Raw genomic sequence first — 25,100 nt, forward strand, 5'->3', positions numbered from 1 at the left:
CCGGACCGGCCAGAATGGCAGGCGTGGGCCAGCTGCACGTCTCGTTCGTCTGTACCGGCAACATCTGCCGCTCTCCGATGGCGGAGAAGATCTTCGCCTCGCACCTGTACCGGGCCGGACTGGCCAATCGGGTGCGGGTGAGCAGCGCGGGCACCGGTTCCTGGCACGTCGGCGACGACGCCGACCCGCGCACCAGCGCCACCCTGCGCAAATACGGCTACCCGACCGGGCACGTCGCCGCCGTGTTCGGCGCCGACCACAGCGACGCGGACCTGGTGGTCGCCTTGGACCGCTCCCACCAGCGCGATTTGGCCCGCCTCGGCGTCCCCGCCGAGCGGCTGCGGTTGCTGCGCGCCTTCGACCCCGACGCCGACGGTCAGGACGTGGCCGACCCCTACTACGGCGACGCGGCGGACTTCGAACTCGTGCGCGCCCAGATCGAGGCCGCCGTCCCCGGCCTGCTCGACTGGGTGCGCGCCGAGCTGGCGGCCGCCGACCCACCGGGTCTGCGACCCGTCCCCGACGAGCGACCGTGATGCGCAGGCTCACCTTCCTGTTGCGCCCCAGCTGGCTGATCCTGGCGGTGCTGGTCGCCGCGTTCGCCTACCTGTGCTTCACCGTGCTCGCGCCGTGGCAACTCGGCAAGAACACGGCCACCTCGCACCGCAACCAGCTGATCGCCGACTCGGTGCGGGCCGACCCCGTCGACGTCACCACCGTGCTGTCCGGCACCGCGAGCGAGCGCACCGAGTGGCGGCGTGTCACCGCTTCCGGCAGTTATGTGCCCGACTCGACGGTCCTGGTGCGGCTGCGCCACCTCGACGGCGCTCCGGGCTACGCGGTGCTCGCCGCATTCCGCTTGGACGACGGGCGGGTGCTGCTCGTCGACCGCGGACTGGTGTCGGCGGTCGACGGGTCGCGCCCGCCGCAGGTCCCCGAGCCCCCTGCCGGGCCGCAGCGCATCGAGGCCAGGGTCCGGATGTCCGAGGGCGTCACGCCCGGCAAGGACCCGAGCGTCCAGGACGGCTATCGCCAGGTGTACTCCATCGACACCACCCAGGAGACGGCGGTCCTGCAACAGCCCCTGACGCCTCTGCCCACCGGCGGCGAACGCGGCGGCTATCTGCAGTTGAGCGAGAACCAGCCGGGCGCGTTCACGCCCACTCCGCTCCCCCAGCTCGATGCGGGCCCCTACCTCTCCTACGGCCTGCAATGGCTCGCCTTCGGCATCATGGCTCCCCTCGGCCTCGGCTATTTCATCTACGCCGAGATCCGGGAGAGAAGGAAGGAAAAGGGCGCCGCCGCCGAACCCGCCCGCGTGAACTCTCCCCCCGACCCGGCACGGTCAGAGCAGGTCACCCCGGCCACGCCCGCCGCACCGACCACGGAAGCCCGCCTCGCCGACCGCTACGGCCGCGGCCGCGGTTGACCACGGCAGCGGCCAGTTCAGCTTCGACCAGACACCGCACGGCCGCTGAGGCTGTCACGGGCCGAGCAGATCCCACCGGTTCCCCGCGATGTCGAGGAAGACGGCCACCTGCCCGTATGGCTCGCTGCGTGGCGCGCTGACGAACTCCACACCACGCGAGACCATTCGGTCATACGCCGACTGAAAGTCATCCACCTGCAAGAAGAACCCGACACGGCCCGCGACCTGCTGCCCGACCACCGCCGCTTGCTTCTCACCGTCGGCCCGGGCGAGCAGGATGCCCGTTTCCGCCCCGGGCGGCCGCACGACCACCCACCGTTTCGCGCGCCCGTCGTTCGTGCGGGCCGCCGAATCCTCGACCAACTCGAATCCCAGCGCGTGGACGAAGAAGTCGATCGCGGCGTCGTACTCCGCCACCACGATGGTCATGAGCGCGATTCGCACCCGCCGACCCTAGCCGAGCCGGATCGCGGGTTCGCGCGGTCGGCGGCGCTCGCCGATAGGGGTGATCCGCACGTCGCGGCCGGTGACCCACGGTCGCAGGGCGATCGCAAGCGGCTGGGGTCGCCGGTGCGCCCCGTTGACTCGGTTCTGTAGCTGGCGTTCGCCATGGCTTGCCAGGGCGGCGAACCCGCACGACGCGCTGGCCCCGGCTGCGGCGGCACGCGGCTATGCACGGCGCGGCTTGCGTCCGCCGGTGCGGTCGATGAGTCGCGGTGCGGCGAGCTGCGGCGGCACGCGGCTATGCACGGCGCGGCTTGCCGCGCAGACTCCGACGGCGGCAATGGCGGACCTGGTCAGCACCTGGTCGCGGCCACAGCGGCGGCAATCGCGCACCTGATCAGCGCCTGGTCGCGGCCACAGCGGCGGCAATCGCGCACCTGATCAGCGCCTGGTCGCGACCACAGCGGCGGCAATCGCGCACCTGATCAGCGCCTGGTCGCGACCACAGCGGCGGCAATCGCGCACCTGATCAGCGCCTGGTCGCGACCACAGCGGCGGCAATCGCGCACCTGATCAGCGCCTGGTCGCGACCACAGCGGCGGCAATCGCGCACCTGATCAGCGCCTGGTCGCGACCACAGCGGCGGCAATCGCGCACCTGGTTGCGGCCACAGCGGCGGCGAGCAGGGTGGCGGTGAGCTGCACGGCCTCGCTAAGACGGACGGCGCGGCGCAGGTCGTGCACGGTCGGAGCCGGACCGTCACCGAGGATCGGGCGCAACTCCACGCCGTGCGGGTACTCGGTGCGGCCACCCAACCGGACGCCCAGGGCCCCGGCCATCGACGCTTCGGCCACACCCGCGTTGGGGCTGGGATGTCCGGCGGCGTCCCGGCGCCACGCGGCGACGGCGGCGGCGGGGCGTCCACCGACCGTGGGGGCGAGCAGGGCGGTGAGCACCCCCGTGACGCGCGCCGGGACCAGATTGGCCGCGTCGTCGACGCGCGCGGCGGCCCAGCCGAAACGCCGGTAACGCTCGTTGCGGTAGCCGATCATCGCGTCGAGCGTGTTGACCGCGCGATACCCGAGCAAACCCGGAATGCCCGCCACCGCTCCCCACAGCACCGGGGCGACGGCCGCGTCGGAGGTGTTCTCGGCGATGGACTCCAAGGCCGCGCGAGCCAGACCGTCGCCATCGAGCGCCTGCGGATCACGACCGCACAGCGAGGGCAGTAGCGCGCGGGCGCCGTCCAGATCGCGCTCCGCCAAGTGGTCGGCCATCCGGCGACCGGTCCGGGCCAGACTTCGGCCCCCCAGCACGGTCCAGGTCGCGGCGGCGGTCGCGGCCACACCGCCACGGCGAAAGGCCACGCCGAGCCCCACCACCGCGCCGACGGCCATGGCCTCGTGCACCAGCCCCGCGGCGCGCCGGTCGGCATAGGTCACCGACTCCAGCGCCGCGACCGCGGAACCGAATCCGGCCACCGGATGCCACCGCCGCGGATCGCCGAACGCTCGATCGAGCGCGAAACCGAGCAGCAACCCGAGCGCGGTGGAGGTCCCCTTCTGCACCCGGCGACACTATCGGGCGGTCCCCGACCGGCCCGCACGGCCCAGCCGTGTCACACTCCGCGTCCCCGCGTCGTCGACCCGGTGACGCATCCATAGACTCGCCCCGGCGGGGGCCCGAACGACGAACGGCGAACAGAAGTGACTTCCGAGCAGCCTTCCCCCGAGCATCTCGACCAGGCCGAGCTGGCTCGGCGGTTCGAGGAACACCGCCCGTATCTGCGCAGGCTCGCCTACAGCACCTTGGGCAGCCTGAGCGACGCCGACGACGTCGTGCAGGAGGCCTGGCTGCGGTTGCAGCGCCAGTACGAGACCGGCGCCGCCGATGCGATCGACAACCTGCGGGCCTGGCTGTCCACCGTCACCGGCCGGCTCGCCCTCGACCACCTCGGCTCCGCCCGCGTCCGCCGCGAACAGTACGTGGGCGAATGGCTGCCGGAGCCGGAGGTGACCACCTGGGAGGACCCCGCCGACCGGATCACCCAGGACGAGCGGGTCACCACCGCGCTGCTGGTCGTGCTCGAGTCGCTGTCGCCCGCCGAGCGCACCGCGTTCGTACTCCAGGACGTCTTCGGCATGAGCGGCCCCGAGGTGGCCGAAGTGGTCGGCCGCACCCCGGCGGCCGTCCGCCAACTCGCCTCCCGGGCACGCAAACACGTCGAGCAGGGCACTCCGCGCTTCCCCGCCTCTCCCGACGAGCAGAAGAAGGTGGTGTCGGCGTTCGCGCTGGCCTGGCGTTCCGGCGACCTCAGCGCCCTGCTCGGCGTGCTCGACACGAACGTGAGTCTCACCGCCGACGGCGGCGGCAAGGTGCCCGCGATCCGCCAGCCCGTTCGCGGCGCCGAACTCGTGGCCAAGCTGCTGCTCGGCTGGTACCAGGTGGCGGGCGGCTGGGGCCGCGCGGTGCTGGTCAACGGCCAGCCGGGGCTGGTGGTGTTCGACGGCACGCACACCGGCGTCTTCTCCTTCACCGTCGACGACGGCCGCATCGTCGCGATCGACGTGGTCCGCAACCCCGACAAGCTGCACGACCTGCCCACCACCGGTGAGCCCGACTGGTACATCGGCGGCAGCCGCGCCGCACGGGAGTAGTCAGCCCGCGACGCCGAGCGGCCGCGAATACCCGTGCGCGGCCGCGACTTCCGCCGACAGCAGCCGCCCGGCGTCCGCGGTCAGCCCGTGCGCGAGATCAGGCCGCCGAGCGCACGCCTCCTGCCAGCCGAGTTCGGCGATCGCCCGCACGTAGGGCAGAGTCGCGTTGGTGAGCGCGATCGTCGAGGTGTGCGGCACCGCGCCCGGCATGTTGGCGACGCAGTAGAACAACGAATCCGCCACCTTGAACGTCGGATTCGCGTGCGTCGTCGGACGCGCCGAGGCGAAACAGCCGCCCTGGTCGATGGAGATGTCCACCAGCACCGCGCCGGGGCGCATATCGCCGACGAGTTCGTCGGAGACCAGTTCCGGCGCGCGTGCGCCGGGAACCAGCACCGCGCCGATCACCAGATCGGCCGACAGCACCGCGCGCCGCACCTCGGCGGCGTTCGAGGCGACGGTGACGATCCGTCCGTCGAAACGGGCGTCGAGTTCGCGCAACCGGTTCAGGTTGGTGTCCAGCACGCTGACGCGCGCGCCCATGCCGACGGCGACCGCGGCCGCGTTCGACCCGGCGACGCCGCCGCCGAGCACCACCACCTCCGCCGGGCGCACGCCGGGGACGCCGCCCGGCAGCAGTCCGGCGCCGCCGAGCGGTGCCATCAGGTGATACGCGCCGACCTGCGCGCCGAGCTTGCCCGCGATCTCGCTCATCGGAGCGAGCAGCGGCAACGACCCGTCGGCGGCGCGCACCATCTCGTAGGCGATGGCCGTGATGCCCGAGCGCAGCACGGCGTCGGTGCAGTCGCGGGACGCGGCCAAGTGCAGGAAGGTGAACAGCACCTGCCCACGGCGCATCCGCGGATACTCCTGCGCGATCGGCTCTTTCACCTTCAACACCAGTTCGGCTTCCCGCCACACCTGGTCGGCGTCGGGAACCAGGCGGGCGCCCACCGCGGCGTAGGCGGCGTCGGGAAATCCCGATCCGACCCCGGCGCCCGCCTGCACCAGCACATCGTGTCCGTGCCCGGTCAGTTCCCCCGCGCCCGCAGGCGTCAGGGCTACCCGGAACTCTTGCTCCTTGACCTCCCGTGGAACTCCGATCCTCATACCGTCATCGTCGCCCCGGCCCGGGTTCCGCGCCACGACCGACGCGCCGGGCGCGCACGGCGACCATCCCGGCCCGGCGCGGCGGGCGAGTTTCTCGGCACGTTGCCCAGCTGAGCGCGGATGGGCCGGCTCACACGGTGGTGGTGCGACCCAACGGCGGGATGCGCAACTGCTCGGCGCGGCCGCCGTAGCGGAAGACGTGACCCAGATAGTCCAGCGTCTCGCTGAAGTGCGCCCAGCCTTCGGCGTGCACCGGCACGATCAGCGCGTCGCCGAGCGCTTCTGCCGCTTGCAACGCGGTGCGCGCGTTCAGGGTGACGTCGGTGTCGCCGAAACGGCCGATGTTCGCGGCGCCCACGTTGAGCACGGCGATGTCGATGCGGCCGATCCGCTCGGCGATCCGGCGCACCAGCTCGACCGAGGCGTTGTCACCCGAGACGTACACCGTCGGCTCGCCTTCGGCGCGCAGCACGAACCCGGTGACGAAGCCGCTGAACGGTTCGCAGCCTTCCGGACCGTGCAGGGCGGGCACGGCGGTCACCCGCACGCCGTGCACCGTCACCGTCTCCCATTCGGCCAGCCCGCGCACGCCGTCGATGCGGGTCGCCGCACCGGGTGTTGACAGCACGGTCGGCACCGTGGTCAGCAACTTCCGGCCGGAGTCGTCGAGGTTGTCGGCGTGTTCGTCGTGCGAGAGCAGCACCACGTCCACGGGGCCGATGTCCTCCTGCGATACCGCGGGCCCGGTGAGTTTGTGCAGTGTGACGGGGCCGGGGTAGTCGCCCGGTTCGTCGAAGGTGGGGTCGGTCAGCCAGGTGCGGCCCGCGTAGCGGAACCACACCGTGGGGCCGCCGACGTGCAGGAGTTCCAGGCCGGTGCGTTCGATCGTCTCGCTCATGCCGTTGATCTTGTCCCGCCCGCACGCCCGAAGACAGTGGCCCGTGAGCCGCTTACCGTTAAGATCGGGCCATGCGTACGGTCGCCGTCCTCGCTTTCGACGGGATAAGTCCCTTCCATCTATCCGTGCCCAGCCTCGTCTTCGGCCGGGTCGGCGTCGAAGGGCCCGCGCCTTACCGCGTCGACGTGTGCGCCGAGCGTCCGGGAAGACTGCGCACCCCGGCCGGATTCGACATCCACATCCAGCACGACCTCGAGACGCTGACCAGCGCCGGCACCGTCGTGATCCCGAGCTGGCGCCTCGGCGAACCGCTGCCCGCCGACGTGCGCGCCGCCGTGCGCACCGCCCACGCGCGCGGCGCCAGGATCGTGGGGCTGTGCCTCGGTTCCTGGGCGGTGGCCGCCACCGGACTGGCCGACGGCCGGGAAGTCACCACCCACTGGGCCTCCGCGGCGGAGCTGGCCCGCGCGTTCCCCTCGGTCCGGGTCCGCGCCGACACACTGTGGTCGGATCTGGGCGACGTCGTGACCTCGGCGGGGGTGGCCGCGGCGCTGGACTGCTGCCTGCATCTGGTCCGCGGCGATCTCGGCAGCAAAGCGGCCACCGAGCTGGCCAGATCGCTGGTCACCGCCCCGCACCGCAGCGGCTCCCAGGCGCAGTACATTCCCGTGGCTGTGCCCGACGCCGCCGACGACGACCCGATCGAGCGCGCCATGGTCTGGGCTCGCGCGCATCTCGGCGACCCGGTCGACCTGGACGGCTGGGCCCGCGTCGCGCTCATGTCGCGGCGTACCTTCACCCGCCGCTTCCGCGACCGCACCGGCACCAGCCCGCAGCAGTGGCTGCTGCTGCAGCGCACCGACCGCGCGCGACTGCTGCTCGAGTCCACCACCGACACCGTGGAACGCATCGCCGCCGACACCGGCTTCGGCACGGCGGTGAGCCTGCGCCATCACTTCCACCGCATTCTCGGCACCAGCCCCGCCGCCCACCGCGCCAGCTTCCAGGGGCAGCACCGACCGGCCGCCGCGCGGGCCATGGGCGACCCGGACAGCCGGGCCAGCTAAGTTCGTGGCCATGCGGATTCAGCTGGGCGAGCATGCGCCGGAGATCGATGAGAGCGCGTGGATCGCGCCGAACGCCACCGTGATCGGCCGCGTGCGGCTCGGCGCCGAAGTCAGCGTCTGGTACAGCGCGGTGCTGCGCGGCGACCTGGAGACCATCGAGGTCGGCGCGCGCAGCAATATCCAGGACGGCTGCGTGCTGCACGCCGACCCGGGCTTCCCGCTGACCGTCGGGACGGGTGTCTCGGTCGGACACAACGCGATCCTGCACGGGTGCACGATCGGCGACGACGTGCTGGTCGGCATGGGCGCCACCATCCTCAACGGCGCCGTGGTCGGACCGGGCAGCCTGATCGCGGCCAACGCGCTGATCCCGGAAGGCGCGCGGATTCCGTCCGGCTCGCTCGTGGCGGGCGTGCCAGGGAAGGTGCGGCGGGAGCTCGGCGCCGAGGAGCAAGATCGCATTCGCCTGAATGCGACTGTCTACCTAGCAAATACAGCTCAACATCGCACGGCGAATGAGGTGTGAAACAGGACACACTGATCAAGTGTCCATGAAAGATCGCTGATAGCATTCAGCCAGCGTGCCCGGCGACCCGGGCTCTCCTGTCGACACGGTTGTCGTGCGACTTGTAGCGCAGTGGGGAACCCACCCGGGTCGGTGGGTGGGTGAGCGTGCAGGCAGGAGGTATCACGGTGTCGTACGTGCAGTCGGGTGTGCACGGGCCGAAGGGCCGGATCAGCGTCGCCGACATCGCGGCCCAACCCGGCGGAGTCGAGGCGCTCCAGCGCCGGGTTCATGAATTACGTTCGCGCGGTGTGGATTTCGCCGCGAACGCGATCGAGAAGGAAATGGCCGAGCTGGATCTGCCGCGCCAATGACTTCGACGCCACGCTCACCGCGGATCACGATGCCGCGGTGAGCGTGGCGAGTCCGGCCGTGGTGTGCTGATCCAGCGCCATCAACGCGGCCCGTATTCGTACCGGTTGCCAGCCACCGTCCACCCGGCGCACACGCACCGTTCCCTCGGTGCGCCGCCGCGCCAGCTCCCGCGACATGGTCCTCGCGGTCGCCAGATCGTCCGGATGAATCTGCGGTCTCGGCTGTCCCGGCAGATCCGCCCATGCGACGTCCGGCATGGGCGGCCCGATCCACCGGATCAGCCGCAACGAGCGCAGATCGACGATCGCGCGGTACTCGCCGGGTTCGGTGGCGGCCTCCAGCACCGTGTACTCCAGGATGGTCGGCGGCGGCGCGGCGGAGACGGCGGTGGCCGCGCCGATGTCCTGGGTCACGCCGCGCAGCAGCACGTGGCGCTCGCCCGCCTCGTCCCGCTCGGCGACGATGCGGCAGGCGAAATGCCCGGCGCGCAGGGCGTCGTCGTCGCGCCGGATGGTCCAGACCGCCTGGTGCTCGGTGCCCGGCGCCGAGTTGACGATCTTGGCCAGCGCCTCGCCCTCGTCACGGTTGGTGACCAACCGGGTGAACGCGCCCGCGATGGCCAGTTCGGCGGCGCGGTTCTCCGGCGCGACGCCGTACAGGTCCAGCAGGTCGATGCTGCGCACCGACCGGTTGTTCGTGAGGTCGAAGTACCACGCCCCCATCGGGTCGGGCGCCGCGACGGGCTCCTGCCGGGGACCCACCCACAGTCGTACGGCATGCGCCCGCCCCGGCGCGATGAGCAACGGCTCGGCCCGCACCGTGCGCCGCCCGTCGCCGGAGACGTGCGCCACCGGCGCACCGGTGGCGCACACCCGCCGCAGCGCCGACTCCGCGTCGGCCCGCGACAGCGGATTGCGCACGATGTTGCTCAACGGCACGAACGACTTCGGCGTGGACCCCACGGCGATCACGCATCCCGGCTCACCCGAAAAACACTCCAGCAGAAGCCATTTCGTCACCACAGCCGCTCCCGAACGCCGTCATGGGAACTTCGCCATAACTTGAAATATGCTCGGCCGGTTGTCATTTCGCCCTCCCCGTCGCCGACCGCACACACCGCGTGCGGTCAGGAACGGAATACCATGTCCAGCACCTTCTCGTGGTACGACCCGGCGATTCGTGTGACCAGGTCCACAGCGACGGCATCGATTCCGACCAGCACCTTGGCCTCGCCGCGCGCGACGCCGCGCAGTATGGTCCGCGCCGCGGCGGCCGGGCTGGTCCGTGCCACGCGTCCCTCGAATCGGCGCACCACTTCGCCCGCGTCGACGCCCGGCGCGACGCTCGCCGACCGGGCGATGCCGGTGAGCACGCCGCCGGGATACACCCCGGTCACCCGCACCGAGCCACCCGCCGCCCGCATGTCCTGCCGCAGCGACTCCGTGAAGCCGCGCACGGCGAACTTCGCCGCGTTGTACGGCGCGTGCCGTGCGACCGCCACCAGCCCGAAGGCCGAGGACATATTGACGACGTGGGCGCGATCGGCGGCCAGCAGATGGGGCAGGAACGCCTTGGTCCCGTTGACCACACCCCAGAAGTCGACGGCCATCACCTGTTCGAAGTCACCGAACGGCGACTCCAGCACGCTGCCGACGTGCAGGATGCCCGCGTTGTTGAACAGCGCGTCGACCCGCCCGAATCGCGCGACGGTTCGTTCCGCGTAGGCGAGCACCGCCGCGCGATCGGTGACGTCCACCGTGCTCACCGACGGCTCGCGGCCGACCGCTGCGCACAACGCTCCCGTCTCGGCCACGGCCTGCGCCGACTTGTCCGACAGCGCCAGCGCGGCCCCCGCACCCGCCAGCGCCACCGCCAACGCCCGGCCGATTCCAGCGCCCGCGCCGGTGACCGCGACCACCCGATCCGCGAAATACCCCATGGCTCAACCCCTTTCCGCACCGGCCGTAGACGCGGCCGTACGCCGACCACAGGCTAGCCCCCGAATTCTGGACACGCGACCCACTCCGTATCACCGCGCCGTCGGCCGATGCCGGGTCACGCCGCGCCCGCCCAATGAAATAATGGACCTCCCGTCCGTTACCCGTCGCGATGCCGCGCCCACCGGCCACCGCCCGGCGACCGCGCCGAACCCACTGGAGATCCGATGCCAACCATCTCGCCCATGTTGCAGCGCATCCTCGAGAAGCCGGTCGCCGACGGCGAGAAGCTCCTGGAAAGCGCGCTGTCGGCCTTCCTGGACTTCGGCATCAAGCGGACCAGCATGGGCGAGATCGCCCGCCGCGCCGGCATCAGCCCCGCCACGCTGTACCGGCGCTACGAATCCAAGAACGACCTGGTCGAGGCGGTCAGCGTCCGGGAGGCGCAGCGCTTCGTCGCGGCGATCGAGAAGCAGGTGCACACCGTCTCGGGCAACGACGATCAACTGGTCGAGATCTTCGTCGCGTTCATCAGCGCCATCGCGGGCAACGAACTGCTGCGCAGGCTGCTGCGCACCGAGCCGGACCTGATCCTGCCCCGGCTGACCACCGAGGCGGGACCGATCCTCGCCGTCGGCCGCGACTACCTGGCCGAGAAGCTGCGCGAGCTACGGGATGCCGGTGGCACGCACGACTTCGACGCCGATCTGGTCGCCGAGATCATGGCCCGGCTCGCGCTGTCGCTGGCCCTCACCCCCGACGGCCTGATCCCGGTCAGCGATCGGGACGCGGCGCGCGAGTTCGCCCGCCGCACGCTGTTGCCTATGGTCGGCGTCCAGGTCAGCGCCTGATCCGACGCCGAACGCCGCGGCCACCCGCTCGTCCAGCTCGGCCCGCGCCACCGGGTCCGCCGTCCGGCCTTCCACGAACTCGCGTACCAGATCGATCACCCGCGCCGACGGGGCTGCCGCCGGATCGGGCACCGGCAGCCGGGACACGTACTGGGTGATCCACCGCCGCCTGCCCGAGTACAGCCGATTGCCGCAGACCACGTCGTAGAACCGCAATCCCAGCGCCGAATTCGCCACGCCCATCAGCAGATACGCCAAGCGCGTCGCCTCGGCGGGCGCACCGGCCAGATCGGGCAGCGAGATCCAGTAGCAGTCGCCGTTGACCACCGCGCCCGAACCGTCCAGCGCGAAACGCGGCCGATCGCTGATGTCCGGGAAGACCAGCTTCGGCTGCCGCCACAGGTGCGGGCGCTGCGGAACCCAGATCTCGTACCAGGCGCGGCCACTGTCGACGACATAGCGGCGCCCGGCCAGCGTCGCGCGATGCGACCGCAGATACGCGGCGGCGCCGGGGTATCGGCCGAGATCGATCGGCGTGCGGCGGGCGCGGGCCAGGTCGTAGGGATACAGCACGCGAACGTCGCGGACGCGGGTGGCTCGCCACGGCGCCAGATCGTGGTGGGTGATCAGGTCGAGCAGCAGTTCGGGCTCGGGGCACGGGTCGGCCTGTGCCCAGCGGTCGGAGATGAACACGTGGTCGGCGGTCGTCTTGATGCCGACCCGGATGCGCGCCAGGTCACCGAAACTGCGCCAGGTCGCCTCCGCTATCCGCGCCAGCCAGGCATCGATCGCGTCGTGCGACATCCGCCACGCGGCCTCCGGCTCCCGCGCCGCGCCCCGGCGCAGCCTTCGATCCACCGTGCGCTCCGGCGCGGCGTCACCGGCCGAGCTCTCCTGGCGACCGACGGTGGCCGCGGGCGGCCCGCACTCCGTCACCAACCTGCCGACCTCGACGGCGAAAGTACGGCCGTTGTACTCGACGATCGAACCGCCCGGGTCGAGCAGCGCCTCGAACAGCGTCTTCGCGCCGGGCGTCGCGCCGGTGACCTCGTAGGCGGAGGCATAGCGGCAGCCATCGCCGTGGCTCGCGCGGCGCGCGATGGTGATCGCGGGCAGCACAGCGGCGGTGAACAGTTTGGTGTCGCCCAGGTCGTACAACTCGACCGGAGCCAGATCGGTCAGCAACAGCCGCCGGATGTTCGCGCCCGCCTTGGTGGTCAGGAACCGGTTGGCGCACAGCAGGCCGAGCACACCTCCCGCGGTCAGCAGCCGGGGCAGCGTCGCGACGAACGGATGGGTCAGGTCGATCCGCCCGCGCAATCCGAACCGCTTGCTCAGCAACTGCGCGGTCGGCCCGCCCAACTGCTGGGTGCGCACGTACGGCGGATTGGTGATCACCGCGTCGAACGAGCTGTCGGCGAGCCGCGCCTCGACCGCGAGGAAGTCCGCCTCGCGCCAGTGCACCGCGATCCCCGCCGCGCGGGCGCGCGTGCGGGCGATCGCGAGCGCGCGGGCGTCGAGGTCGTAGCCGGTCAACACCAGACGGATGCCCGGAAACCGGGCCGCCGCCTCATGGTGCACGGCGAACAGCAATTCGCCGTCGCCGCAGGCCGGATCGAGCACACGCAGGACACCGGCGGCCGCCGGCTCGGCATGACGCAGCAGCCGTCGCGCGAGGAACCGGGCCAGCACGGGCGGCGTGTAATGCCTGCCGTGCCGTTTGCGGTCCCGCGCGGCGGGAGCTTCGGACGCCATATCGGGATTCTGCCTCGCCGAACCGCGCCCGTTGCCGCAACGCGGGCAACACCTTTGCGCCACCGCGCGCGTCGCGTTCGACTCGCCCTGCCCCGGTGACGGCTGGTCCGCCCCGCTTTCGCGCCGGAGCGTTCGATGCTAGCGTTCGGTCTCAAAATAAGACTGCCAAAGGAGGCGGGGGAATGACCGTGACGACCGACGACTTCACGACGCTGACCCGAGTGCTCGACGAACGCTGGACCTGTAGGCAATTCCGCTCGCAACCCGTCGAGCGCGACACCATTCGGGCCCTGTTGCGGCTGGCCCAGCGGACGCCGTCGTGGTGCAACACCCAGCCCTGGCAGGTCGTGGTGACGGAGGGCGCCGGAACCGATCGCTTCCGGAAGGAACTGCTCGAACACATCGCGACGGCAACCCCTGCGCCGGATTTCGAGTTTCCCGCGCAGTACACCGGCGTCTACCGGGACCGCAGGCGCGAATGCGGAAAGCAGCTGTACGACAGCGTCGGCATCGCGAAAGGCGATCACGAGAAGACCATGCGGCAGGCTGTCCGGAATTTCGAACTGTTCGACGCGCCGCATGTGGCGATCGTGACCAGCGAAGCCGACCTGGGCGTCTACGGGGCGGTGGACTGCGGCCTGTACATCGGCAGTTTCCTGCTGGGCGCGCAGAGCCTCGGCCTCGGCGCGGCGCCACAGGCGGCGCTGGCCTCCTACTCCCCCTTCCTCCGGGAGTACTTCGGCATCCCGGAGCAGCGCAAGGTCGTCGCCGGAATCTCGTTCGGATACCCCGACCTCGATCATCCGGTCAACGGCTTCCGCACCGCCAGGGCCGACGCCGACGAAGTCACCACCTGGCTCGCCGACTGACACCCGAGCGGCGCGCCCGTCGCTAGCGCGCGCTGCCCGCGGTCGCCTCGGCGCCGGTGACGCCCAGCAAGCCGGGGCCCGGCGCCGGGGTGACATCACGTGCGGTGAGTTCGCTTCCGCACGAATCGCATTCGAGCCGGACGTGGGCCTCGCCCGTGCAATCGTGATGGCCGTAACGCACCGGAGGGCCTTCCGGCGCCATGTAGGTGTCGCCCCAATCGCGGATGGCCAGCAGAATCGGGTAGATGTCGTGGCCTTTGGGGGTGAGGCGGTATTCCTCGTGCGCGCCGACCGCGGCCTTCTGCTTGACGAGGATGCCGTGCTCGATCAGCCGGTCCAGACGATCCTGCAATCGGCTGCGCGAGATGCCGAGCGCGCTCTGGAAAGCGTTGAACCGACGGATGCCGGAGAAGCACGACTTGAGAATCAGCAGCGTCCAGCGGTCACCGAAGATCACGAGCGGGCGCGTGATCGAGCACGGCACATCGGCCAGTTCTTCGTAGCGCACCTCCCGATGCTACCGACCATCGAGCCGCTCCCGCCCCGTGAAACCTCACGATTTCCCCGCTCCGACTGGGGTGCGACACCCCAAAACATCGAGTCCGCCGGGACGAAGAAACGCGACGCGGGCCCCGGCAGTGCCGGGGCCCGCGTCGGTGCGTAGTTCAGAGCGGAATGTTCTTGTGGTGGCTGGCGCGAGCCGGGGCCGCGGCCAGCGCGGCGGCGATGACGCTGCGGGTCTTCGCCGGGTCGATGACCTGGTCGACGACGCCGATGGCAATGGCGCGCTCCACACCGCCCGCGATGCGCTCGTGCTCGGCGGTGAGCCGCTCGTGCAGCGCTTCGCGCTCCTCCTCCGGCGCGGCCGCGAGTGCCTTCTTGTGCAGGATGCCGACCGCGGCCTTGGCGCCCATGACGGCCACCTCCGAACCCGGCCAGGCGTAGACCGCCGTCGCCCCGAGCGAGCGGGCGTTCATCGCGATGTAGGCGCCGCCGTAGATCTTCCTGGTGACCAGCGTGACCCGAGGAACACGCGCCTCGGCGAACGCGTGCAGCAGCTTCGCGCCGCGCCGCACGACGCCTTCCCACTCCTGGCCGACGCCGGGCAGGTAACCGGGAACGTCGGTGACCACGATCAGCGGAATGCCGAACGCGTCGCACAGCCGCACGAAACGCGCCGCCTTCTCCGCGCTCTCGGAATTCAGGCAGCCGCCGAGCCGGATCGGGTTGTTCGCCAGCACGCCGACGGTGCGGCCGCCGAGGCGACCCAGACCGGTGACGATGCTGCGGGCGTACCCGCCCTGCAATTCCTCGAACGACGACTCGCCGTCGACGTTGTCGAGCAGCTCGTTGATGATCGGCTTCACGTCGTAGGCGCGCTTGGCCGACTCCGGCAGCATGGCCTTCAGATCCACGTCGCCGTGCTCGGCCGCGACCAGATCGAATTCGCCCTGCTCGGCGAACATCGACACCAGCCTGCGCGCGCGGTGCAGCGCGTCGGACTCGTCGTCGGCGACGATGTGGGTGACGCCGGACTTCTTGCCGTGCGTCTCCGGCCCGCCGAGGGTGGCCATGTCGACCTGCTCGCCGGTCACGCTGCGCACCACGTCCGGGCCGGTCACGAAGACGCGGCCTTCCGGAGCCATGATCACGATGTCGGTCAGCGCCGGGCCGTAGGCGGCGCCGCCCGCCGCGAAGCCGAGCACCACGGAGATCTGCGGGACCAGGCCGGACGCGCGCACCATGGCCTCGAAGACCTGGCCGACCGCGTGCAGCGCCTCGACGCCCTCGGCCAGGCGAGCGCCGCCGGAGTGCCACAGGCCGACCACGGGAACACCGGAGTCGATCGCGGTGTCGATCGCGTCCACGATGTGCTTGCAGCCCTCAACGCCCATCGCGCCGCCCATGACGGTGGCGTCGGAGCAGTAGGCCACGGTGCGGACGCCGTCCACCTCGCCGATGGCGGCGAGCACGCCGGACTTGTCACGGGGGTGGAGCGGAAGAATGGTGCCCGGATCGAAGAAGCGCTGGAGCCGGCCGAGCGGATCGCGCGGGTCGGTCGCCGTCTCCTGGTGCAACGCGGGAGCGATGATTGTCATCGCGTTGTCTCCTCATTTCAAAGAGCGTGCCGCTGCCGCGGCTGCGTATGGCGAAACGCGGCGGGGCCGAGCCACTACAGATGGCCGGCCCCGCCGGAATCGTTGTGCAGTCGATCGCGCGGCTATGCCCGACCGAAGGCGAGCGCCACGTTGTGCCCACCGAACCCGAAGGAGTTGTTGATCGCGTACTCGATCTCCTGGCGGCGGGCTTCGCCCTTCACCACATCGAGATCGATCTCCGGATCCTGGTTCTCCAAGTTCAGCGTCGGCGGAACGATGCCGTCGCGGATGGAGAGCACGGTCAGCACGGACTCCAGGGCGCCGACGGCGCCGATCGAGTGGCCGAGCGCCGACTTGGGCGCGTATACCGACGCGTGATTGCCCACGGCCTTGTTGATCGCGTTCGCCTCGGCGGTGTCGCCGATCGGCGTCGCGGTCGCGTGCGCGTTGATGTGCGTGATGTCCTTCTTGGTCAGACCCGCGGACTGCATCGCCCTGGTCATCGCCCGCGCGGCGCCGTCACCCGTCGGATCGGGGGCGACGAGGTGGAAGCCGTCGGAGGTGATGCCGGCGCCGAGCAGACGCGCGTGGATGGTCGCGCCGCGAGCCTTCGCGTGCTCCTCGGTCTCGATGACCATCAGCGCGCCCGCCTCGCCGAAGACGAAGCCGTCGCGGTCCTTGTCGAACGGACGCGAGGCGCCCTTCGGGTCGTCGTTGCGGGTGCTCATGGCGCGCATCATGGTGAACGCCGCGATCGGCACCGCGTCGATGAAGCCCTCGACGCCACCGGTGACGACGATGTCCGCGTCACCCATGACGATCATCCGCCAGGCGTTGGCGATGGCCTCGGAGCCGGACGAGCATGCCGAGACCGGAGTGACCACTCCTGCCCTGGCCTTCAATTCGAGGCCGACAACGGCCGAAGGGCCGTTCGGCATGACCATCTGCACAGCCAACGGCGAGATCTTGCGATAGCCGCCGTTCTTCAGCTTGTCCACGGAATCGATGAGGGCGTCGCCGCCTCCCAATCCGGTGCCGATGGCCACACCCAGCCGCTCCGGGTCGACTTCCGGGCTGCCCGCGTTGCGCCAGACCTCACGACCGAGCACGGTCGCGAGCTGCTCGACGTAGGCCATGCGCCGACATTCGACACGAGAAAGCAGGGTGTCGGGCCGGACCTTCAGGTGACCGCCGATGCGGACCGGAAGATCGTATTCCTCGACGAAGGAATCCTCGAGAACGTCGATGCCGCTCTCGCCGTTGAGGAGTCCCTTCCACGTCGCATCGACGTCACCCGCGATCGACGTGGTCGCCGCAAGGCTGGTTACGACGACGTTGGGGAAGTTCCCGTTCAAGGTGGAAGGAGTGGTCACAGTTTCGGCCCTACTCGGCGTTGTCGAACTTGGCCTTGAGCTCGGCCGCCGCCTCAGCGTTCTCGGCCTCGAGCTTCTGGATGTAGTTGACGGCGTCGCCGACCGTCTTCAGGCTGGCCAGATCCTCGTCGGGGATCTTCACGCCGTACTTGTCCTCGGTCTGAACCGCGATCTCGACCATGGACAGCGAGTCGATGTCCAGGTCATCGACGAAGGACTTCTCGATCGTCACCTCGGAGGGCTCGATGCCGGTCACCTCTTCGATGATCTTGCCGAGTTCCTCGACGATTTGTTCCTGGGTCAGAGCGGCCACTTCGTGGCTCCCTTCTTGATACTTTGTAGGGCTCTACTGGTTTTTTTCGGATCGAGCGCGGTAATAGTTACCGCCTCTCGGTCACGACCTCGCATCGTGTGATGCATGGTCGCGGAGGAAAGCTAGCCGGACACGGTCAGCTCAGCCAACGCGGGGAGGTCTTGCGGGGTCTTCAGGGCCAGCGTCGGCGTGCCCTTCAGTTCCCGTTTGGCGATGCCGACGAGGGTGCCCGCCGGCGGAAGCTCCGCCACCGCCGAGACGCCGGCCTGCCGGACGGTCTCGGTGCACAGATCCCAGCGCACGGGCCGGGTGACCTGCGCGGCGAGCTTGTCGATCGCGTCCTGCCCGGACGCGACCGGCTTGCCGTCGAAGTTCGAGAGCAAGGTTCTGGTCGGCTCGTTCGGCGTGATCTTCGTTATGGCATCGGTCACAGCATCCTGCGCCGGAGCCATGAACGCCGTGTGGAAGGCTCCCGCGACGGGCAGCGCCCGAACCCTGGCCTTCTCCGGCGGGTTCGCGGCGAGCTCGGCGAGGGCGTCCAACCGGCCAGCGGCCACGATCTGACCCACCGCGTTGCGGTTGGCCGGAACGAGGTCGAGTTCGGTGAGCCGTTCGAGCACGGCGGCCTCGTCGCCGCCGAGCACCGCGGACATACCGGTCGGCTCCAGTGCGCACGCCTTGGCCATCTCCGCTCCGCGGATCGCGGCCAGCCGGACCGCGTCGTCGGCGGAGATGACTCCGGCGACCGCGGCTGCGGCGAGTTCACCGACCGAGTGCCCGGCGACGATGGTAGCGGCGGGAAGCTCCTCGGGCGAGATCTCCGCGAACGCGAGCAGCGCTGCGGCGACCACCAACGGCTGGGTCACGGCGGTGTCGGTGATCTCCTCGGCCGTCGCGGTGGTGCCGAGACGGACCAGGTCCAGGCCCGAAGCCTTGGACCACAGCGTGAGGCGCTCGTTCGCGCCGGGAAGGTCGAGCCAGGGCGCGAGCATGCCGGGTGTCTGAGAGCCCTGTCCAGGGGCGAACAACGCGATCACGCCTCTAAGAAAACACTGTGAGGCGGGCCGCAGGAGATGTCGACGCGGATGAAGGTTCGGAAGCGCTTTTGTGGGGGTTCCACAAAAGACCAAGTGGGCTGTCCGAATCGACCGATTCCCCCGGCGCGTTACAGACCCTCGGGACCCGAGGCGATCGAAGTGACCTCTGGGGCAGGAGTTGACGATTCGTTACGGGTTCGTGTCAAACGACCCACTGTGGCGGCGATCCGGAGCACATACGCGTCCCGCGGATTCATCGGATCACGGCCGGTGATCTCGGCGATTCGCTTGAGGCGATACCGGACCGTATTTGGATGGACGTACAGCTGACGCGCACACGTCTCGACCGCTCCACCGCAATCCAGATAGGCATCGAGGGTGTCCGCCAGCGACGACCCCGCCGCGGCCAACGGTAGGACAAGGTACTCGTTCAGCGCGTCGATCGCAGCCCGATCACCCAACAAAGCGCGTTCCGGCAGCAATTCCGCCGCGTGCACCGGTCGCGGCGCCCCGCGCCAGCCCACCACGGCCTCCATCCCGGCCAGCGCTTCCACCGCGCTGGCGTGGGCCGCGCCCAGCGTGCGGGTGGTCGGGCCGATCACCACCGGGCCGTCGGAGAACACCTCGGCGAGCAGGTCGGCCAGGAACGGGGAGATATGCGCGGTCTCGCCCAGATGCCCGGAGACCACCATCACCAGTCTGGTGCCCTGCACCACCGCGAGCGCGGCCCGCCCGTGCCGCGCCGCGATGGAATGCACCGCCCCCACCGAAGAGACGCCTTGTTCGCCGGGCGGAGTGCCCACCAGCACCGTCGCCGGCGCGGTGGCGTCCCAGTTCAGCGTCGCGGCCCTGGAGAGCATGTCCGGGCCGGTGTCGCCGCGCACCACGGCGTCGACGACCAGCGCCTCCAACCGGGTGTCCCACGCGCCGCGCGACTCGGCGGCGCTGGCGTACACCGAGGCGGCGGCGAAGCCGAGCTCACGCCCGTATCGCAGCACCGCCTCGGTCAGCGCGACCAGCTGCCGGTCGTTGCGCGCGAGCGCGGGCAGCCACTGTTCGAAGAACTCCATGGCGACGCGGACCATGTCCACGGTCTGGCGCAGCGTCAGCCGCCGCGCCAGATCCTGCGGGATCACCTGGAAGGCGTCCAGGCTGAACCGGATGTCGCTGTCCGGGTCCTGGAGCCATTCCAGGAAGTTCACCACCGCGGTCTGCACCAGCATCTGCACGCCTGCCCGCTGCGCGGCGTCCAGATCGGCGAAGAACGGCAACCGATCCTGCATCGACCCCACCGCCTCGGTGGAGAGGCGGCCGGAGAACTGCTTCACGCGTTTGAGCAGCGTGTCCGGAAGAGGGTCGCGAGTCTGCCGGTTCGGGGAGAGCGCGCCCGTCGGCAGATACACCTCATGCTCGGAAGAGCCCTCGGAGATCCGTCGCGGCCGCGGCGGTTTACGGTCCACCATCCAATATTCCGCTATGCGAGGTCTTCGTCCGAACTCACCGCCGCCTTCGGCGCGGCGTCCACGTCGGCGATGCCGTACTTCGCCGCCGCCTCCGCGGCCTTCGCCGGGTCGAGCTTGCCGGTGCGGCCGAGCCCGGCCAGCGCGGCCACCACGATGGACTGCGCGTCGACGTTGAACACCCGCCGCGCGGCCGGGCGGGTGTCGGAGAAGCCGAAACCGTCGGTGCCGAGCGTGGTGAAGTCACCGGGCACCCACTTGCGGACCTGGTCGGGCACCGCCCGCATCCAGTCGGTCGCGGCCACGTACGGGCCCTCGACCCGCGACAGCGCCTCCGTGACATACGGAACCCCCGGCTCGGCGCCCGGATCGCGCAGCGCGGCGATCTCCTTGTCGAGCGCCTCCTTGCGGAGCTCGCCCCACGAGGTCACCGACCACACGTCCGCCTGCACGCCCCACTCCTGCGCGAGCAGCGCCTGCGCGCGCAGGCCGTCCGGCACGGTGACGCCGGAGACCAGGATCTGGGCGCGCACGTCGCCCTCACCCCCGCGCTGGTACAGGTAGATGCCCTTGAGCAGACCGGCGACGTCGAGGCCCTCCGGCTCCGCCGGCTGCGGGTACGGCTCGTTGTACAGGGTGATGTAGTAGAAGACGTCCTCGCCGCCGAACTCGGTGGGGCTGCCGTGCGGATGGGTGCCAGGCAGCGGCGCGGAGCCCCGTGGCGGGGTGCCGCCGCCGTACATGCGGCGCAGGCCGTCGCGCACGATGTGGGCGATCTCGAACGCGAACGCCGGGTCGTAGGTCACCACAGCCGGGTTGGTCGAGGCCAGCAGCAGCGAGTGCCCGTCGTTGTGCTGGAGGCCCTCACCGGTCAGCGTGGTGCGTCCCGCGGTCGCGCCGAGCACGAAGCCGCGGGCGAGCTGATCGGCGGCCGCCCACAGTCCGTCGCCGGTGCGCTGGAAACCGAACATCGAGTAGAAGATGTACAGCGGGATCATCGGCTCGCCGTGCGTGGCGTACGAGGTGCCCGCCGCCGTGAACGACGCCGTCGAGCCTGCCTCGTTGATGCCCTCGTGCAGGATCTGCCCGACGGCGCTCTCTTTGTAGGCGAGCATCAATTCCGCGTCGACGGAGGTGTACAACTGCCCATTGCGGTTGTAGATCTTCAACGAAGGGAACCACGAGTCCATACCGAAGGTGCGGGCCTCGTCGGGGATGATCGGGACGATCCGCTTGCCGATCTCCTTGTCCCGCAGCAGCTCCTTCATCAGCCGCACCAGCGCCATCGTGGTGGCGACGTTCTGCTTGCCGGACCCCTTGCGCACCGAGCGGTAGGCCTCGTCGCCGGGGAGCTTCAGCGGCTTGGCCGCGGCGCGCCGCTCGGGCAGGAACCCGCCGAGCGCCTTGCGGCGGTCGAGCATGTACTGGATCTCGCGGGCCTCCATACCGGGGTGGTAGTACGGGGGCAGGTACGGGTCCTTCTCCAGCTCGGCGTCGCTGATCGGGATGCGCTGCAGGTCGCGGAAGTCCTTGAGGTCTTGCAGGGTCAGCTTCTTCATCTGGTGCGTGGCGTTGCGGCCCTCGAAGTGCTTGCCGAGGGTGTAGCCCTTGATGGTCTTGGCCAGGATCACCGTCGGCTGGCCCTTGTGCGCCATCGCCGCCGCATAGGCGGCGTACACCTTGCGGTAGTCGTGGCCGCCGCGCTTGAGGTTCCAGATCTCCTGGTCGGACAGGTCCTGCACCAGCGCCTTGGTGCGCGGGTCGCGGCCGAAGAAGTGATCGCGGACGTACGCGCCGTCGTTGGCCTTGTAGGTCTGGTAGTCACCATCCGGGGTGCTGTTCATCAGGTTCACCAGCGCGCCGTCGCGGTCGGCGCCCAGCAGCGCGTCCCACTCCCTGCCCCAGATCACCTTGATGACGTTCCAGCCCGCGCCGCGGAAGAACGACTCGAGCTCCTGAATGATCTTGCCGTTGCCGCGCACCGGGCCGTCCAGGCGCTGCAGGTTGCAGTTCACCACGAAGGTCAGGTTGTCCAGACCCTCCATGGCCGCGACGTGCGCGAGACCGCGCGACTCCGGCTCGTCCATCTCGCCGTCGCCGAGGAACGCCCAGACGTGCTGGTCGGAGGTGTCCTTGATGCCGCGATCGTGCAGGTAGTGATTGAACCGCGCCTGGTAGATGGCGTTCATCGGGCCGAGGCCCATGGACACCGTGGGGAACTCCCAGAAGTTGTTCAGCAACCGCGGATGCGGGTAGGACGGCAGGCCGTGGCCTGGGCCGCCGTTGCTGTACTCCTGGCGGAAACCGTCGAGCTGATCGGTCGACAGCCTGCCCTCCAGGAACGCGCGGGCGTAGATGCCCGGCGAGGCGTGGCCCTGGATGAAGATCGAGTCGCCGCCGCCGGAATGATCCTTGCCGCGGAAGAAGTGGTTGAAGCCGACCTCGTACAGCGCCGCCGAGGACGCGTAGGTCGAGATGTGGCCGCCGACGCCGATGCCGGGGCGCTGGGCGCGATGCACCATGATCGCGGCGTTCCAGCGGATCCAGGCGCGGAAGCGGCGCTCCACCTCCTCGTCGCCGGGGAACCACGGCTCGTTCTCGGTGGGAATGGTGTTGACGTAGTCGGTTGAGGTCAGCGACGGGATGGCGACCCGACGTTCACCGGCCCGCTCCAGCAGACGGAGCATGAGGTAACGCGCACGACCGGGGCCTTCCCGGTCGAGCATCTCGTCGAACGACTCGAGCCATTCGCTGGTTTCCTCCGGGTCGATGTCCGGTAGGTAGGACGCCACCCCTTCGCGGATCACCCGCACCCGTCCGGCCGGCTGCGGCGCCTGCGACCCATTCGGATCGTGGCTCGCGGCGGGCGCGGGAGCGGAGCTGGAACCGGCGGATTTCGCCGGTGCGGAAGAGTGGATCAGGTCGGTCAAATCTGCTCCTCGTACAGGGGTGGACATGCTGATGGCGTCGGTATCCCCGGGCGGGTGCGCTGGTTGGCGGCCCGCCCGTAAACGAAAGGTTCTGGCGCACCATCCATCCTTGCCGATGGCGCGTCCCAAATCATCATGTCAGCCGGAAATCCAGTACCGTTCGACAGGCAAGGTGAGCATGTCGAGCGTGGCAGCCCTGAGGAGCGGGAGGACGATGAAGCTGCTGAACCCACGCGGGTTCGGAATGGTGTGCGCCACCGGCGCGGTCGCCGTCGGATTGGTCGTCGCGGGGTGCGCCAACCGGGTGGAAGGCGTCGCGGGTCCGAACGCGAGCGATCTGGCGGCCTACAAGACCGAGGCGGCGTCATCGTCGGCGGCGGCGACCTCTTCCCGCCGCGCGGCGGCGCAGGCCAAGGCCATCTCCGACAATTGCGGTCAGTTCCCCACCATCACCGGAGCGGGCGTCGGCAAATACAACGAGTTCGTCGACGCGCACGATTCGAACGCGCCGGACTACGTCGCCAAACGCGACTCGGCGGTGCAGACCCTCGAGGACGCCGCCACCAAGGTGGAAAGCGGCGTGAACTCGGCGAAGGACGCGCTACCCCCGGATCTGGCGGCTCTGTTCACCGAATACGTCAACGCCGCCCGCGCGCTGGCCGCCGAGACGCGCAAGATGACCTACACCGCCCCGGTCGCGGCGCTCAACGACGCCAGCAAGCGGGTCAACGACGCGCGCAACGCCGTCCGCGACTCGTGCCCGAAGCGCTGATAAGGCCCTTGACACACCATCGCAACACGACATTCGGTACCTATTTCGCCGGATCGGCTTGCGCTGAAGCCCATAACCATGTTCGCTTGCAACTATCTACTGTCGGGAGTTGAGGAGGACACCACCGTGGTCGCCGCGGCGGACGCGCAGAACTACGCTCAGAAGCTTGGCATTTCACACGGCTTGGTTGTCCAGGAATTGGGCTGGGACGAGGACGTCGACGACGACCTGAGGGCCGATGTCGAGGACGCGATCGGCGGTGAACTCGTCGACGAGGACTCCGACGAGGTGATCGACGTCGTGCTGCTGTGGTGGCGCGACGGGGACGGGGACCTGGTCGACGCTCTGATGGACGCCATCGCCCCGCTCGCCGACGACGGTTTCGTCTGGGTGCTCACCCCCAAGACCGGACAACCAGGCCATGTCGAGCCCAGCGAAATCGCCGAATCCGCACCGACCGCCGGTCTCACGCAGACCTCGGCGATCAGCCTCGGCTCGTGGACCGGCAGCCGACTCGTGCAGCCCAAGGCGCCCTCGAAGCAGCGCTGAGCCACCGCGCTATGGTTTCCACCAGGGCGGTGCCGCACGCCCGCCCGGTGGAGACCCGACACGATGGAGGATTCGCTATGCCGCTCGAGGTTGGCACTGTCGCGCCGGACTTCACGCTGAAGGACCAGAACAACCAGGAAGTCAGCCTGTCGGACTACCGGGGCAAGAAGAACGTCCTGATCGTGTTCTACCCGCTCGCCTTCACCGGCATCTGCCAGGGCGAGCTGTGCAAAGTCCGCGACGAGCTGCCCAAGTTCCAGAACGACAACGCGGAGATCCTCGCGATCTCGGTCGGCCCGCCGCCCACCCACAAGATCTGGGCCGCCGAGCAGGGCTACACCTTCCCGCTGCTGTCGGACTTCTGGCCGCACGGCGCGGTGGCCCAAGCCTACGGCGTCTTCAACGAGAAGTCGGGCTACCCCAACCGCGGCACCTTCGTCGTCGACCGCGAGGGCTACATCCGCTTCGCCGAGATGAACGGCCCCGGAGAACCCCGTGACCAGGCGGCTTGGGAGAAAGCGCTCGCCGCGCTAGATTCATAAGCCGCCGGTAACGGCACGGGCGTATAGCTCAGCGGTAGAGCTCTGGTTTTACACACCAGCGGTCGGGGGTTCGATCCCCTCTGCGCCCACCACAGGAAGGCTCGTCTTCTGCCCTGATCGGGCCGGGC

At 69.9% G+C, this 25,100-nt stretch carries 24 protein-coding genes, 1 tRNA gene and 1 pseudogene; 12 read left to right on the plus strand and 14 right to left on the minus strand.

The genetic code is table 11. The features are described 5' to 3' along the window. Positions 1-14: 14 nt before the first annotated feature. Together NB3_RS11620 and NB3_RS11625 are read left to right on the plus strand one after the other, a co-directional pair. Positions 15-536 carry a low molecular weight protein-tyrosine-phosphatase gene (locus NB3_RS11620; protein ID WP_067800887.1) on the plus strand — a complete coding sequence of 174 codons (522 nt, stop codon included), beginning with the start codon at positions 15-17 and terminating at the stop codon, positions 534-536. Then, on the plus strand, positions 536-1,429 hold the full coding sequence (locus NB3_RS11625; protein WP_067800889.1) for an SURF1 family cytochrome oxidase biogenesis protein: 894 nt from the start codon (positions 536-538) through the stop codon (positions 1,427-1,429). The genes NB3_RS11620 and NB3_RS11625 overlap by 1 nt, the downstream gene beginning before the upstream one ends. A 54-nt stretch (positions 1,430-1,483) precedes the next feature. Here NB3_RS11625 and NB3_RS11630 read toward each other — a convergent pair whose 3' ends face one another. Together NB3_RS11630 and NB3_RS11635 are read right to left on the minus strand one after the other, a co-directional pair. Then, complete coding sequence (locus NB3_RS11630) at positions 1,484-1,873, minus strand: VOC family protein (RefSeq protein WP_067800892.1); 390 nt, start codon at positions 1,871-1,873, stop codon at positions 1,484-1,486. 617 nt (positions 1,874-2,490) lie between these two features. Further along, positions 2,491-3,441, minus strand: a complete 951-nt coding sequence (locus NB3_RS11635) for a cobalamin biosynthesis protein (RefSeq protein ID WP_067800895.1) — start codon at positions 3,439-3,441, stop codon at positions 2,491-2,493. A 138-nt stretch (positions 3,442-3,579) separates the two neighbouring features. On the opposite strand from NB3_RS11635, the gene sigJ reads away from it, so the two are divergent. Continuing rightward, a complete protein-coding gene (gene sigJ / locus NB3_RS11640; protein ID WP_067800898.1) occupies positions 3,580-4,530 on the plus strand; it encodes an RNA polymerase sigma factor SigJ in 951 nt (316 codons plus the stop codon). Here the strand turns inward: sigJ and ald are convergent, their stop codons facing one another. Further along, positions 4,531-5,640 (minus strand): alanine dehydrogenase, encoded by a 1,110-nt coding sequence (gene ald, locus NB3_RS11645; protein ID WP_067801339.1) that lies wholly within the window; start codon positions 5,638-5,640, stop codon positions 4,531-4,533. A 130-nt stretch (positions 5,641-5,770) separates the two neighbouring features. Further along, on the minus strand, positions 5,771-6,538 hold the full coding sequence (locus NB3_RS11650; RefSeq protein ID WP_084486150.1) for an MBL fold metallo-hydrolase: 768 nt from the start codon (positions 6,536-6,538) through the stop codon (positions 5,771-5,773). 71 nt (positions 6,539-6,609) lie between these two features. Here NB3_RS11650 and NB3_RS11655 point away from each other — a divergent pair, with 71 nt between their 5' ends. From NB3_RS11655 to NB3_RS11665, 3 genes are all read left to right on the plus strand, one after another. Continuing rightward, the gene (locus NB3_RS11655; RefSeq protein WP_067800901.1) at positions 6,610-7,605 is read left to right on the plus strand and encodes a GlxA family transcriptional regulator; all 996 of its coding nucleotides are present in this window, start codon (positions 6,610-6,612) and stop codon (positions 7,603-7,605) included. 10 nt (positions 7,606-7,615) lie between these two features. Continuing rightward, the gene (locus NB3_RS11660; protein WP_067800905.1) at positions 7,616-8,131 is read left to right on the plus strand and encodes a gamma carbonic anhydrase family protein; all 516 of its coding nucleotides are present in this window, start codon (positions 7,616-7,618) and stop codon (positions 8,129-8,131) included. A 140-nt stretch (positions 8,132-8,271) separates the two neighbouring features. After that, positions 8,272-8,484: a hypothetical protein gene (locus NB3_RS11665; protein WP_244891863.1), complete on the plus strand. Its 213-nt coding sequence runs from the start codon at positions 8,272-8,274 to the stop codon at positions 8,482-8,484. A gap of 24 nt (positions 8,485-8,508) precedes the next feature. Here NB3_RS11665 and NB3_RS11670 read toward each other — a convergent pair whose 3' ends face one another. Together NB3_RS11670 and NB3_RS11675 are read right to left on the minus strand one after the other, a co-directional pair. Beyond that, positions 8,509-9,504 carry a GAF domain-containing protein gene (locus NB3_RS11670; RefSeq protein ID WP_307694263.1) on the minus strand — a complete coding sequence of 332 codons (996 nt, stop codon included), beginning with the start codon at positions 9,502-9,504 and terminating at the stop codon, positions 8,509-8,511. 107 nt (positions 9,505-9,611) lie between these two features. Next, entirely contained in the window at positions 9,612-10,424 is an 813-nt protein-coding gene (locus NB3_RS11675) for an SDR family NAD(P)-dependent oxidoreductase (RefSeq protein WP_067800912.1), read from the minus strand. 342 nt (positions 10,425-10,766) lie between these two features. On the opposite strand from NB3_RS11675, the pseudogene NB3_RS36785 reads away from it, so the two are divergent. Beyond that, positions 10,767-11,168, plus strand: a pseudogene (locus tag NB3_RS36785) (TetR/AcrR family transcriptional regulator); the annotation flags it as partial. On the opposite strand, the gene NB3_RS36790 reads toward NB3_RS36785, so the two are convergent. Beyond that, complete coding sequence (locus NB3_RS36790; RefSeq protein WP_084486151.1) at positions 11,091-13,028, minus strand: Eco57I restriction-modification methylase domain-containing protein; 1,938 nt, start codon at positions 13,026-13,028, stop codon at positions 11,091-11,093. The pseudogene NB3_RS36785 and the gene NB3_RS36790 overlap by 78 nt on opposite strands. 182 nt (positions 13,029-13,210) lie before the next feature. Here NB3_RS36790 and NB3_RS11690 point away from each other — a divergent pair, with 182 nt between their 5' ends. After that, complete coding sequence (locus NB3_RS11690) at positions 13,211-13,897, plus strand: nitroreductase (protein ID WP_067800920.1); 687 nt, start codon at positions 13,211-13,213, stop codon at positions 13,895-13,897. A gap of 22 nt (positions 13,898-13,919) precedes the next feature. Here NB3_RS11690 and NB3_RS11695 read toward each other — a convergent pair whose 3' ends face one another. The 7 genes from NB3_RS11695 to aceE all read right to left on the minus strand — a co-directional run bounded on the left by NB3_RS11695 (position 13,920) and on the right by aceE (position 23,109). Next, entirely contained in the window at positions 13,920-14,405 is a 486-nt protein-coding gene (locus NB3_RS11695; protein WP_067800923.1) for a winged helix-turn-helix transcriptional regulator, read from the minus strand. A gap of 157 nt (positions 14,406-14,562) precedes the next feature. Then, the gene (locus NB3_RS11700) at positions 14,563-15,996 is read right to left on the minus strand and encodes an acyl-CoA carboxylase subunit beta (protein WP_067800928.1); all 1,434 of its coding nucleotides are present in this window, start codon (positions 15,994-15,996) and stop codon (positions 14,563-14,565) included. 122 nt (positions 15,997-16,118) lie between these two features. Continuing rightward, entirely contained in the window at positions 16,119-17,369 is a 1,251-nt protein-coding gene (locus NB3_RS11705; protein ID WP_067800931.1) for a KasA/KasB family beta-ketoacyl-ACP synthase, read from the minus strand. Between the two features lie 10 nt (positions 17,370-17,379). Further along, on the minus strand, positions 17,380-17,682 hold the full coding sequence (gene acpM / locus NB3_RS11710; RefSeq protein WP_039796877.1) for a meromycolate extension acyl carrier protein AcpM: 303 nt from the start codon (positions 17,680-17,682) through the stop codon (positions 17,380-17,382). 122 nt (positions 17,683-17,804) lie between these two features. Then, entirely contained in the window at positions 17,805-18,719 is a 915-nt protein-coding gene (locus NB3_RS11715; RefSeq protein WP_067800934.1) for an ACP S-malonyltransferase, read from the minus strand. Between the two features lie 128 nt (positions 18,720-18,847). Beyond that, positions 18,848-20,182 carry a PucR family transcriptional regulator gene (locus NB3_RS11720; RefSeq protein WP_067800937.1) on the minus strand — a complete coding sequence of 445 codons (1,335 nt, stop codon included), beginning with the start codon at positions 20,180-20,182 and terminating at the stop codon, positions 18,848-18,850. Between the two features lie 11 nt (positions 20,183-20,193). Then, positions 20,194-23,109, minus strand: coding sequence for a pyruvate dehydrogenase (acetyl-transferring), homodimeric type (aceE, locus tag NB3_RS11725; RefSeq protein ID WP_067800939.1), 2,916 nt, complete (start codon positions 23,107-23,109; stop codon positions 20,194-20,196). Positions 23,110-23,323: 214 nt separating this feature from the next. Here aceE and NB3_RS11730 point away from each other — a divergent pair, with 214 nt between their 5' ends. The 4 genes from NB3_RS11730 to NB3_RS11745 all read left to right on the plus strand — a co-directional run bounded on the left by NB3_RS11730 (position 23,324) and on the right by NB3_RS11745 (position 25,064). Further along, positions 23,324-23,881 (plus strand): Rv2240c family protein, encoded by a 558-nt coding sequence (locus NB3_RS11730; protein WP_067800941.1) that lies wholly within the window; start codon positions 23,324-23,326, stop codon positions 23,879-23,881. Positions 23,882-24,007: 126 nt separating this feature from the next. Beyond that, on the plus strand, positions 24,008-24,430 hold the full coding sequence (locus NB3_RS11735; protein WP_039796889.1) for a DUF3052 domain-containing protein: 423 nt from the start codon (positions 24,008-24,010) through the stop codon (positions 24,428-24,430). 77 nt (positions 24,431-24,507) lie between these two features. Beyond that, entirely contained in the window at positions 24,508-24,972 is a 465-nt protein-coding gene (locus tag NB3_RS11740) for a peroxiredoxin (RefSeq protein ID WP_067800944.1), read from the plus strand. Positions 24,973-24,989: 17 nt separating this feature from the next. Further along, positions 24,990-25,064, plus strand: a tRNA-Val gene (locus tag NB3_RS11745). The last annotated feature ends 36 nt before the right edge of the window (positions 25,065-25,100 follow it).

It is taken from the genome of Nocardia beijingensis NBRC 16342, from assembly GCF_001612785.1.
Taxonomy (GTDB): Bacteria; Actinomycetota; Actinomycetes; order Mycobacteriales; family Mycobacteriaceae; genus Nocardia; species Nocardia beijingensis.